Annotated in this window: 11 protein-coding genes and 1 tRNA gene; 6 read left to right on the forward strand and 6 right to left on the reverse strand. The window is 47.4% G+C overall.

Annotated features, from left to right (window positions below; genetic code table 11):
* Positions 1–69: 69 nt before the first annotated feature.
* A complete protein-coding gene (locus tag ACQ6WK_RS08595) occupies positions 70–753 on the reverse strand; it encodes a hypothetical protein (protein WP_432800336.1) in 684 nt (227 codons plus the stop codon).
* A gap of 53 nt (positions 754–806) precedes the next feature.
* On the opposite strand from ACQ6WK_RS08595, the gene ACQ6WK_RS08600 reads away from it, so the two are divergent.
* The 3 genes from ACQ6WK_RS08600 (at position 807) to ACQ6WK_RS08610 (ending at position 3918) form a co-directional block, all read left to right on the forward strand.
* Positions 807–1991, forward strand: coding sequence for a M20 family metallopeptidase (locus tag ACQ6WK_RS08600; RefSeq protein ID WP_432800337.1), 1185 nt, complete (start codon positions 807–809; stop codon positions 1989–1991).
* A gap of 84 nt (positions 1992–2075) precedes the next feature.
* On the forward strand, positions 2076–3785 hold the full coding sequence (gene ilvD / locus ACQ6WK_RS08605; RefSeq protein WP_432800338.1) for a dihydroxy-acid dehydratase: 1710 nt from the start codon (positions 2076–2078) through the stop codon (positions 3783–3785).
* A gap of 59 nt (positions 3786–3844) precedes the next feature.
* Positions 3845–3918: transfer RNA gene (locus tag ACQ6WK_RS08610), tRNA-Arg, on the forward strand.
* 95 nt (positions 3919–4013) lie between these two features.
* On the opposite strand, the gene ACQ6WK_RS08615 is transcribed toward ACQ6WK_RS08610, so the two are convergent.
* The 4 genes from ACQ6WK_RS08615 to ACQ6WK_RS08630 form a co-directional block, all read right to left on the reverse strand.
* The gene (locus tag ACQ6WK_RS08615; RefSeq protein WP_432800339.1) at positions 4014–5042 is read right to left on the reverse strand and encodes a nucleoside hydrolase; all 1029 of its coding nucleotides are present in this window, start codon (positions 5040–5042) and stop codon (positions 4014–4016) included.
* 58 nt (positions 5043–5100) lie between these two features.
* Positions 5101–6903 (reverse strand): exo-alpha-sialidase, encoded by a 1803-nt coding sequence (locus ACQ6WK_RS08620; RefSeq protein ID WP_432800340.1) that lies wholly within the window; start codon positions 6901–6903, stop codon positions 5101–5103.
* Between the two features lie 60 nt (positions 6904–6963).
* Positions 6964–7776, reverse strand: coding sequence for a type II secretion system protein (locus ACQ6WK_RS08625; protein WP_432800341.1), 813 nt, complete (start codon positions 7774–7776; stop codon positions 6964–6966).
* 96 nt (positions 7777–7872) lie between these two features.
* Positions 7873–8682, reverse strand: coding sequence for a LamG-like jellyroll fold domain-containing protein (locus ACQ6WK_RS08630; RefSeq protein WP_432800342.1), 810 nt, complete (start codon positions 8680–8682; stop codon positions 7873–7875).
* A 282-nt stretch (positions 8683–8964) separates the two neighbouring features.
* On the opposite strand from ACQ6WK_RS08630, the gene ACQ6WK_RS08635 reads away from it, so the two are divergent.
* Entirely contained in the window at positions 8965–9780 is an 816-nt protein-coding gene (locus ACQ6WK_RS08635) for a helix-turn-helix domain-containing protein (RefSeq protein WP_432800343.1), read from the forward strand.
* On the opposite strand, the gene ACQ6WK_RS08640 is transcribed toward ACQ6WK_RS08635, so the two are convergent.
* The gene (locus ACQ6WK_RS08640; protein WP_432800344.1) at positions 9777–10589 is read right to left on the reverse strand and encodes a class I SAM-dependent methyltransferase; all 813 of its coding nucleotides are present in this window, start codon (positions 10587–10589) and stop codon (positions 9777–9779) included. The two genes, ACQ6WK_RS08635 and ACQ6WK_RS08640, sit on opposite strands and share 4 nt — an antisense overlap.
* 244 nt (positions 10590–10833) lie before the next feature.
* Here ACQ6WK_RS08640 and ACQ6WK_RS08645 point away from each other — a divergent pair, with 244 nt between their 5' ends.
* Both ACQ6WK_RS08645 and ACQ6WK_RS08650 read left to right on the forward strand, forming a co-directional pair.
* The gene (locus ACQ6WK_RS08645) at positions 10834–11490 is read left to right on the forward strand and encodes a sugar transferase (RefSeq protein WP_432800345.1); all 657 of its coding nucleotides are present in this window, start codon (positions 10834–10836) and stop codon (positions 11488–11490) included.
* A 26-nt stretch (positions 11491–11516) separates the two neighbouring features.
* On the forward strand, positions 11517–12275 hold the full coding sequence (locus ACQ6WK_RS08650) for a polysaccharide biosynthesis/export family protein (RefSeq protein WP_432800346.1): 759 nt from the start codon (positions 11517–11519) through the stop codon (positions 12273–12275).
* The last annotated feature ends 13 nt before the right edge of the window (positions 12276–12288 follow it).

The raw sequence follows: 12288 nt of genomic DNA on the forward strand, positions 1-12288 counted from the left end.
TACATTTCAGGTGTTTGTTACATCCTCACCACACCCCATTGTATCGATACAATCAAAGCTTAATAAAGCCTATGACCAACGCAAAATACGGTCTGGTTGCTTGCGGCTAGAATCGATTAGATTCATGTTTGGGCGATCTACTTTTCTAATCTGTTGCATAGCCTGATCAAAATCTCGGCCGCCTGCCATGTGCCGCTTAAGAAGCCGATGCTCACACACGGATCGCGGCACATCAAGAAACCATGCTTCGCTTAAAATCTCACCTAGCTCTCGCCAAGGCGGATGCTCGACCAAAAGATAATTGCCTTCGGTAATCACGATGCGATGCTCAACCTTTAAGCAATACGGATCTGTTTTACTATAGACCGGCTCGTGCAAAGTACGATCATAATGCGGAAAGTAAAAAGATGCGGTTGGATTGGCAGCATGTCGAATCAGATCAATATATGCCCTAGCATCAAAAGTAGGAGGCGAACCTTTCTGTCCGGTGAGATGGTGCCTCTCAATTTCGGCATTAGTGTAATGAAATCCGTCCATGGGCATGTATACAGCAAACGGTAAATCTGAATTATCTGAATACATGTTGAGGCATTGGACAAATTGTGCTGCAAAAGTGGATTTGCCCGAACCGGGGAAGCCCGCAATACCGACGATCAGTCGCTGGGATTGATCTTGCACCAATCGCTGAACATACCTGACGAGATCGTCGAAACCAGATTCGTTTAGCGTCGCAATTGGGAGGGATTCAGACATTGGATATATGATATGTGCTGAACATAGTAGGTCATAGCCCAATGGGAACATTGATGATGAAATACGACAGTGTGACAGAACTTTTACAAATGATGGTCCAACACGACACGGTGACAACACCGGTAAGTGGGAAGGCGTACGCCGAAGCAAATTTAGGTAAGGCACTTGGCATTTGCGCGCAAGAAATGGGGCTTACAGTTGCGTATCAACCAACAGTAGATGGCTATGCAGATAATGTGATGGTGAGTTATGAAGTAGATGCGAGTAAACCGTGGCTCATTTTTGATAGCCATATGGATACCGTCGGCACCATCGGCATGACAATTGAGCCATTCAGTGGCACACTGAAAAACGGTTCGGTATGGGGACGCGGTTCCAGTGACACAAAAGGGACAGGAGCATGCGCGCTTTGGGCACTTCATAAGTATATGGAAGAGGGGAAGAAACCATTCAATGTGGCAGTCTTGTTTACCGTGAATGAAGAAGAAGGCATGGTGGGAGCAAAGACATTCGCAACACGAGATTACTCACAAATTGATGGCGATGTTCTTGGGATTGTGGTGTGCGAGCCGACAGATTGCACACCCATCATTGCGCACAATGGCACAGGGCGATACAAGATCACAACACGCGGAAAATCAGTTCATTCATCCGTACCCAACCGCGGCAAGAGCGCCATCAGCGCCATGGTGAGCGTGATCGATGCATTAGAACAAAACTATATTCCAACTCTTGATAGAGAAGATGCCGTCACCGGAAAAGCCGCAATGAGCATCAATGTCATTCGTGGCGGGGATTCCGTCAATATTATTCCCGATCAGTGCGAAGCATGGGTGGATCGAAGGTTGGTACCGGGCGAGAGTGCGGATGTAGAATTAGCGAGGCTAAATGACTTTCTCAAGGAGCTTGCCACAAAACATGCAGGGCTCGAAGTATCAATCGAGATGGAAAACGCAACACCGCCACTACCACAAAGCAAGAACGGGCGACTACTTAAACTGATTGAGCAAGTACGTTCGGAAATGGGACTGACCGAAGCCCCATACGGTGCCCCCTTTGCGACAAATGGAGCACATTACGCAGAGTTGGATTGCGACGTGGTGGTGATTGGGCCGGGTGATATCACACAAGCTCACACTAAAGATGAACACATTACGGTTTCTGCATTAGAGGTGGGGGTAAAACTATACCTAGGGATGATGCAAGGCGGAGAAAATGAAGCTGTGATAGGGATATGATCGTGGGTCTGCGTAGGTGGCCGGTTTTTGCTAGGATATATGGTTTGGCAGTGGGCGACCCATGCAATCGAAGGACGAATCAAGATGACAGAGCAACTGAACAAATACTCAGCAGAAATCACGCAGCCAAAGAGCCGCGGTGCGAGCCAAGCAATGCTATATGCGACGGGCATGAGCGAAGAGGACATGAATAAGCCGCAGGTCGGGATTGCGAGTGTGTGGTACGAAGGCAACCCGTGCAACATGCACCTGAACGATTTTGGCTCAAGGGTCAAAAACGGCGTGGTCGAAGCAGATATGGTCGGCATGCGATTCAATACCGTCGGCGTGTCGGACGGAATCTCAATGGGTACCGATGGGATGAGCTATTCGCTGCAAAGCCGTGATCTGATCGCAGATTCGATCGAGACGATCATGGGCGCTCAGTGGTATGACGCACTGGTCGCACTGCCAGGTTGTGACAAAAACATGCCAGGAACAGTGATCGCTATGGCAAGATTGAATCGTCCAGCCATGATGGTATATGGCGGAACGATCAAAGCAGGCTGTGCGACCGTGAAAGGTGTAGAAGAAAAGCTGGATGTCGTATCCGCATTTCAATCCTATGGCCAATCCATCGCAGGCACGATCACCGAAGAAGAACGCAAAACTATCGTGAAAAGCTCCTGCCCAGGTGCGGGTGCCTGCGGCGGAATGTATACCGCGAACACCACCGCCTCATTCATTGAATGTCTTGGTTTAACCTTACCCTTCTCATCCTGCACACCAGCAGAAGATCCTGCGAAACACGAGGAATGTGTGGCAGCTGGCAAGCACATGCGCAAGATGCTTGAATGGGATTTGAAACCACGTGACATTGTGACCAAGCAATCGTTCATCAATGCGATGCGTCTGTGCATCGTGATGGCTGGTTCGACAAATGCCGTACTGCACTCGATTGCCATGGCCCGCGCGTTTGATATTGATCTGACTATTGATGATTGGCAACACGTATCAGATACCACGCCGATGTTATGTGACTTTAAGCCAAGCGGCCGCTTTGTGATGGAAGACTTGCACGCGATCGGCGGCACCCCTGCCCTAATCAAATTTATGATCGAACAAAAATTAATTGATGGTGATCAGAAAACCATCACCGGCAAAACGCTTTGGGAAAATGTGAAGGATGTGCCATCACTCGGCGCATATGGCACAGGTAAAGGCGAACAAGAAATTGTTCGTCCGCTGGACAATCCGCTGAAACCAGATGGCCACCTACAAATCATGCGTGGCAATCTCGCACCGGAAGGTTGCGTCGGCAAAATCACCGGCAAAGAAGGAACTGTCTTTAAAGGCACAGCCAACGTGTTTGACTGTGAAGAAGACATGCTCACCGCGCTAGAAGAAGGCAACATCAAGAAGGGTGATGTCATCATCATTCGATATGAAGGACCGAAGGGCGGACCGGGCATGCCGGAGATGCTCACACCAACCAGTGCCGTTGCCGGCGCAGGTTTGATCAAGGATGTGGCACTACTGACAGATGGCCGATTCAGTGGCGGATCACACGGATTTATTGTCGGACACATCACACCCGAAGCGATCGAAGGCGGCCCTGTCGCGCTGGTCAAAACCGGAGATGCCGTGACGATTGATACAGACAACGATCAAATCACGATGGATGTGAGTGACGAAGAATTGGCTAAACGCAAATCAGCCTGGGTGAAACCACCATACAAAGCTCGCCGCGGCACACTGTATAAATACATCAAAAATGTGAAGAGCGCATCCGAAGGCTGCGTCACCGACGAGTGATCAAACACATTCGCAATTCACAGCAGAAGCGATTATAATTGCGACTCAAAATTTGTGATGGGTCTGTAGCTCAATTGGATAGAGCACCGGTCTTCGGAACCGACGGTTGAAGGTTCGAGTCCTTCCAGGCCCGTTTAAAAAGCTTCCTACTTTTGTAGGAAGCTTTTTTATTCATCATATCGATCATTGACAACAAACTAAATTCAATCTTCAAATACAACATCAATCTCAGGTCAATACCCGCTGCTTCTCAGAGCGATTCTCCTTGGCCAAAAATGGCTGCCGAGATATCGGCATTCTCGGTTGCGATGAAAGAACTCGAAGCAACTCTTGCAATCTGAAGATTTGATCCGGACCTATGGACATATAGTAGTGCTGACCGCTTGACTGTTGGTCAAACGATGTGGTGCCGTTATCGCGCACTCGAACATCCCCAGCAGATGACCATTGAAAATAATCATACTGCGGACGAATCGCAGCAAGAATCGTGAGCAAATCCCATGTTGGACGATCATAAGGCATCTTTAAGTAAAGCTTATAAGCATCAACTACGGGATGATGCTTTGCCCATGCAAAATCTTTGATGATGCTATCTGCTGGAAACAAAACTTGTTTACCAACTTCCACGCCACTGAAGTAAATCGGTGTTGGCCAATGCTCAAAAGTATACTGCGCCGAAGCGATGTCCTGATAGATGTTGTATTCTTTGAACCGCTCTTCATCTGAGGATAGTGCCGTCTCAGAAAAATCACCGGCCATTGTGTACATCGCTTTCACCTTCTGCCGCACAAGTTCACGACCACTCAAAGATGAATATTCGTCTGGCTCGGACTGAAGCAAATCACAAGTATTAGTCATAAAACCAATCGTGGCCAACACAACACTACGATCCGACTGTTTCGCAAGTGTACGACGCAATGTTTCAATCGCATCCGGGTAAACACCTTTTTTTGATGCTTTACGATCGTACAAACGCTGACCGTCACTTGTTCTCTCAACAATAGCACGGTTATACAAACCATCTTCACATGTAACGCCGCGTGACACCATTCCAATAGGTACATCGTGTCGCCCATAGAAGGTATTAATCACATCGACATACTGCGGTGCAAATGGATTATCTTTACAAACCGTGGTCGCAAGAACGCGACATTCCTGTCGAGCTTCCAAAGCATACAACATGCAAAACGCAAGCGCATCATCAATATCGTTACCCATGTCCGTATCGACAATGATAGGTACGGGGTGATTGCTCATGATTCTATTCCTGTTGGCGGTAACAACGTGCCATCCCAAGCCATTCACGCCGCTTCTATCATTTGGGCCACTTACCATCCACGATCTGTTTTGTCACAAATTTGCTCGGATCTAAGATGACATGCTTCACAGTAAATCGGTTCCATGTGTAAGTGATATGTACCATACCATCTTTGTCTTGAATCACCGCGGGATAGGAAAACTCACCGGGCTCATCCTCGAGAACAACTGCTGCATTCCAGTTCACGCCGTCATCAGAAACTGCCACATTGATCGGCGAACGCTTGCCTCCCCACCGGCCCTTGGGCGTTGCAGCATGGTTGTAAACGAGAATATGTCGGCCATCCTGCAAAGTAACTGCATCAATGCCGGAGAAATTGCCCGGAAGGTTCGTGTAAGAGAGTGGCTCCCATGTTTCACCACTGTCGTTGGACCATGTTTGAACAATCTTGTCACCACGTGCGCGGACGAGTGCCTGTAAGCGGCCATCCTGGTGCTGGAGGATCGCAGGTTGAATCGGTGTACAGTTAAGCGGATCTTCGGCACGCGCAATGCGCCATGTTTTACCAAGATCTTCGGTGATTTCGAATTTCAGGCCTCCACCCTCAGAAGAAAAGATGAGCTTGCCATCAGACAGTCGGATAGGCTTGTTCTTACCTGCACCGCGGATGTCTTCAGGGAGACGCACAGGATGAGACCATGTTTTGCTATTGTCATGCGAAGTAGTAAGCATGCCCCAAGGTGTTTCGAGGGGACCAACTTTATAGAAGAGCATAAGCGGACCGTTGGGTTCCTGATGCAATATAGGATTCCATGACCAGTAGCGTTTATCACGATGCTGAATGCCATTGGCTGTATTTCGAGGTTTTGACCAAGATTTACCGTCGTAAATACTAGTCCAAATGTCAACATCAATATGCCCCTCACACGTACCACCAAACCATGCCGCAAGATAATTACCATCTGACATCTGCACGATAGATGATGCATGACATTCAGGCGTGGGAAGGTCTGTGTAAATGAATTGACCTTTGACAAAGCCTGGCTGTGATTCAAGATGCTTACCCGAAGGCTTCACCGCACTATCATCAACACGGCCAGGAGTATCTAGAAGATCTTTTCGATCAATAGAAACCTTAATATCACTAATAGAACCATTAAAGAATTGACCTGTTGAACCGTTCGTACGAATAAGTCCGCCTATGGAAAGGTCACCATCGGTATTTGCAAGATTACCGATCATACGTGTCGCACGAGTAACATAGCCGTCAAAAATAATGTTGTAGTTATAAGGTTCAATGCTATCCTCCCACGTTGCAACGACATGATGCCATTTTCCGGGTACCACTTTTTGCTTCGTCAAAACATTCGCATTCTTCTTTGGTGATTGAATGCGAAAACCCACATGACCGCTCTTACTGATGTAGAGTTGATATAGGTTTTTATTGCCCATCTTGGCAACAATAATGGACTGCTTAATCTCCGAAACTTTGATCCAAACATCGATTGTGAGTGCGTTCAGGCCGGTTCCATTCTCGTGTCCGGTTAACAAATCCTGATCTTTAATACGGAGATATGATCCATTTCCACTGGTTGTGTTGGTATTCTTGAAATGAACAGCTTTGATACCATCAAATGGGCCATTGACAATTTTCGCAGTTCGATTCGCCTGAATAACTGGCATAATCTTCAAGCCGTGAAGACGTTCGGTATTGGAAACGATCTGTCCTGATGTACCTACTTTTGCATCAGACCAATCAATCTCCAATATTTCTTGACTTGCAAGCAAGGTCGGTGCTGTTATGAACATTGTCATACAACAAGTAAAAACCAACGACATCAAGTGTTTAAAATTCTTCATATTAATTGAGGATTCCTACGGATCATTTTAATCGTTAAAAAATACAGGTTAAATGGCTATTTACCAAAAATAAGGTCGGCTTGACACGCCTGAGTGAGAATAATGGCAATCTGCAGTTGATTGAGGACGAGTATCGTCTTTACCCATAAATTCCATGTTAAACCAACCACCATGGCCATCTGCATACATACGGTTAGAACCTTGAAGACCTTCAAACCACGCATCGATACCCGATCCACGTATGTAGCTAATGCCATGATTTGAGAAACCACCCGCAGCCCAACTACCGCTGGTAAGCATAAAATTCAGGTCAACAACGACAAGTTTGTCACTTCCCTGATCTGAAAAACGTGATTGCCAAGCAGCATTAGGTTTCGCATCGTTCCAAACACCTTTGATGATGTTAGGAGCAGGGCCAAAACCCTTAGCACGTTGCTCTTCATGATCTAATCCCGGCAAAAAACACTGATTTGCATTGTAAAATCCAGTCGCGGGTATAGCTTGAGGATCGCCATATATGGGCCGCCAACCGCCAACACCATCAATGTCGTCATACTCAAAAATATCTTGGCTTGCACAATAAAGAATCTCCTCGAAAGATTCAGAGATATAGCCTCGCATCGGCACAACAAAACTCTCCGCACGGAAAATGTAGGGGATTTGGTATTCGATATCGCTTGAACGAGGCACCTCGCCTTGATGATCAACCGCATAAGAGAGGGCTGCAATCGTGATCTGCCGCTGATTGGTCAAGCACATTGCACGGCGAGCCTGCTCACGTGCAGAAGTTAACGCTGGAAGCAATATACCTACAAGTAGTGCAATAATTGATATGACCACAAGAAGTTCAATAAGCGTAAATGCTTTTTTCATACTAAATTCCTCGACAGAAGTGATGCTAAAGATTCATCCTTAAAAATCCACCGCATGATTTCTCTTGCGGCAGATGGTTCTACAAATTTTGACGCATTAATGCTTACGACGGAGGAAAGCTAACGCGCCCATCGCAGTCAGTGCCAATGAAGCTGGCTCAGGAATCGGTGCTCCATCATCAAGAATGACACGAGCAATATCACCTTGAAATTGTTGACCGGTACTACCGCTATCACGGATCAAACCACCGATGCCAAGAACAGCTGCATCATTTGCAAGTGTAATGGTAGTAGCTGAGGTTAATGATTTGTCGGCTTGAGAAGAACCATTAAGCAGCAATTCCATTGTCTTATTCACACCATCAAAAATTGCAGTCACATGATGCCAAGTATTGGTGGTCATGCTGTCATTGTTCGTTGCGAGAGTAAAACGGGATGATCCATCATTGACTTCAAAATTTAAATCACCATTCCGAACATAGAATAAGTAGCCTGCAGCGCCAGAGGCATTCGACATTTTCCGAGTAATCTGTTGAAGCGAACTGGAACTATTCGTCGTATTGATCCACGCATCAATTCTCAAGTAATCGAGCCCGGTACCACCGTTTGCATGGCCAGTGAGCGCATCGTTGTCATTGACTTGCAGTACACCGCCGTTCGTGCGAACAGCACCCGCCCCTGCTGCTGCAGCCACACCGTTAGGAACTGCTGCATACGTAGGCGAGCCGCTCTTCACATTGGCAACCAGCCCATTGGCCGTGTCTGTGTCGCTGACAAATGCATCCCCAGCACTAGAACCACCTGGGATCTCAAATTGCCAATCGGCAATAGGTGCAGCGTGTGCATGGCCGGCTAATACCAGGCATACTGCTGCGGCTGAAGTTGTCATTACATTCAATTTTCGCATCGCATTCCTCCAAAACAAGATTAATGTTGACATGATAAATTTCTTCAAAAGGTCATCCGAGCCTTAATAGCAGTTTATCCCATATGATCAAGCTTACAATAGGACAATCAATCCTATTAATAGTCCATTTCTACTGAATTCTGGGCGGAACCGGCGTATGATGCTATAAATCTATCGGATTTGAATATCTCGACACCTCGACTGGATAATGGTTTGGATTGATCTGGGCACGATTCAAGCAACCAGCATTTTTCACCTCAGCAGATATGCTAAAATCTCCTCATGGAACCCCAATATAGTACAAAGCTTCTCAGCCACATCCTTACACATGACGCAACCAAACCTACATTGGTTTTTTCGGGCCGACACGCACGTGCTGAGTGCGTTGCGCCGCATTCACACTCATGCTCGGAGCTAATCCTATTCCAGCAAGGCGAGGCACGTGTCGATTTCAACCATCGTTCGTTTGAAGCCAAACCGGGCCATGTATTGGTGATCCCCCCTCACGCCAGCCATAATCAAATCTCCACCGAGCATGTAATCACGACATATCTAGGATTTCGACCGCACATTGATTTGTTTACCGAACCATGCATGCTGCGAGTAGGTGATGGCAAATTTATTGCGGGCTGCTTCTCAGTCATCTCTAACTCGGTCTATCACCAAAAACGCGTCAACGGCGATGCGTTATCTTGCATCTTGCAAGCGTTACTTATGGAGTTGATCGAATTGTTTATCCACGAACGCAGGCATGATCAGATGCCTGAAAATGTGGCCCGTGCGGTGGAGTTTATCGAGGAGCAGATTACCGAGCCGATCGATGTAGAAGCGATTGCAAAGTATGCGCATGTAAGCACAAGCCGTTTGCATGCACTTTTTGCCGAACATTTGAGTATCAGTCCGAAACGATATCTCAAAGAAAAACGAATGGCCCTCGCAAAACAATACTTACAAGACCCATATCTTTCCGTAAAAGAGATCGCCTCACGGTGTGGCTATAACGATGTGAATTTTTTTATCCGCCAGTTCAGGCAAGCCAATGAGTTACCACCAGCAGCATGGCGTAAACAACATCTCGTTGCTGAGGCACAGCACTAGAGGTGCGATTTATGGCAAGTAAGTACCACAGTACCACCCAAATTTCGGATTGGTGGACAAGCCTTCATTAAGTAATGATCGAGTTGTTGCAGCCTAGCTCGCATGCCAACAGAACACTGCGGTATCATGCGATCGACACGTGAAACAACTGTAAAACGCTTCTCTTCGACACGATCAAAAATACCGTTAATCGCAGTCATATCATCATTATTAAGTTTGCGTTCATCATCTGTGATATGATCGTCTTGCGATGTTTCATTCGGCGCAATCCACCGACCAACGGAAGATTGACGGATCGGCTCAAAGATTGGCGCTTCAATATGTTCTTTAAAGATAGCCACACCACCCGGTCGCAGAACACGATAGGCTTCCTCGATCGATTTTTGAATATCGATGTGATGAAGAATATCAATGCCAACAAGCATATCAAAAGAGTTGTCTTCGTAGTTGAGATTCTCTGCAGTCATAGGCGCAAAATGACAACGTGATGCGAGTTGATACTTCGCAGCAAGATCATCTGCAACCGCAAGGTTCTCTTCGGAAATATCAAAGCCATCAACCTGATAACCAAGCCGCGCAAAACGGGCTGAGGCAATCCCGATGCCGCATCCATAATCGAGCAACCGCTGCTTTCGGCTGACATATCGCTGTTTCACCAACTGATACACGTACCAATACGGGTTCCACGGACGCTGCTCGTGTCCAAGCACAGGATCAAAATCGATACTCGAGACGCGTTGCCGCTGGGCATAGTCTTTATAGAAGTCGATTTCTCTTTGTTGCCTAGCGGTTAGCGTTGCGGGAAGCATACAGGCTCCTTTTGACGGTCATCATGCAAAATGGGATCGATAATGCTTGCCATATCGGCATAACCGGAACGCTTAAACAGTCAAGGCCCATATAAACAACGCATCTCGTCCGATAGTTACATCTGATCAATCCGGACTTGCCGCGAAAACCTCGTTATCCGGCACAAAGGGCACAGGGTTGTTAAGTGTTATATCCAACGCGACGATACCTCGATTGGCTATGCATTGTGCTTAGCTGGAGGACATGGATAGGATGAAAGTCGGACAGACAATTTCTGAGAATACCTCAAACATCACGCATCACGCTGTGCCCGGTAAAGCCTACGATCTAGGTAAACGCCTGTTTGATCTTGTAGGTGCAGCATTCTGCCTTGTACTCACCAGCCCCGTGATGGTGATTTGTGCGTGCTGGATCAAGCTGACCGACGGAGGCCCTGTACTCTATAAACAATGGCGTGTCGGCAAAAACGGCTGGCTCTTCCGTGTTTACAAATTCCGCACCATGCGGATGAACGCCGAAACCGATGGCATCCAGTTCGCGGCAACCGACGACCCACGCGTGATGCCCGGCTGCAATTTCCTGCGTAAAAGTCATATCGATGAACTGCCACAACTCTTCAATATTCTGTTTGGCCAAATGAGCTTAGTCGGACCGCGGCCAGAGCGGCCGGAAATCTTCGAAGAGTTCCGTCACGATATGCCCGGATTTGAACGTCGACTTGCAGCTGCGCCGGGCTTAACCGGCCTGGCACAAGTTCGCAATGGTTACACCAACGACAAAGATGGAATGCGGCGAAAGCTTGCCTACGACTTGCGTTACCTGAGAAGGCGAACGCTATTTGGCGATCTTTTGCTGGTCATGCAAACCATACCCAAGTTTTGGGATCGCTCTGCATGTTGAGGATCCTAACTGAAAGAGAGAATGTTATGGGAACATGGTTGAGAAACATTAAACGCCTTGGCTTGCTGGTGGCGTTCCTGCTCACCGCATTGCTCGCAACCGGTTGTGCACCCAAGTACACCGACTACGAAGCATTCATTCAAGACCCGGTGCCGATTGTTTCAAGTGAGGCCTACCTCCTCGCACCACCAGATGTGATCACGGTCAGCTCCAAACGCGTCCGTGAAATCGCTAACCACCGCGAACAGATCCGTCCAGATGGCAGAATCACTCTACCCTTGCTGGGAAGCACATTCGTCGCTGGTAAAACCTGCGAGCAACTTAGCAAAGAGCTTTCGGACAAAGCCAAAGAATACTACGAAGATGCAGATGTAACCGTTTATGTCGCACGCTTTGCAAGCAAGAAGATCTTTGTATTTGGTGAAGTCTCGGGTCCAGGTGCTTACCCATACAGCGGTACAAATACTGTGTTGGATACACTTGCACAAGCACAACCCACCAGACTCGCTGATCCTAAGCGTGTGCAAATCATGCGACCATCATCCGATGGCACCCTTCGTAAACGAATGACTGTTGATCTTGATGACATGATCAAGAATGGGGACACGACCTTGAACGCAATGCTGGAGGAAGGCGATGTGATCTACGTACCACCAAATCCACTCGCCAAAGTTGGCCTTGTTTTCCAACAGCTGCTCCTGCCACTTCAACCTGCGGCTTCTACTGTTAAAGGCCCAGCTGATATCTACGACAACACACAGATGACAGCATACAAAGGCAAGTAACCCTGCAAATTAA

The organism is Poriferisphaera sp. WC338, assembly GCF_050931845.1.
Taxonomy (GTDB): Bacteria; Planctomycetota; Phycisphaerae; order Phycisphaerales; family Phycisphaeraceae; genus Poriferisphaera.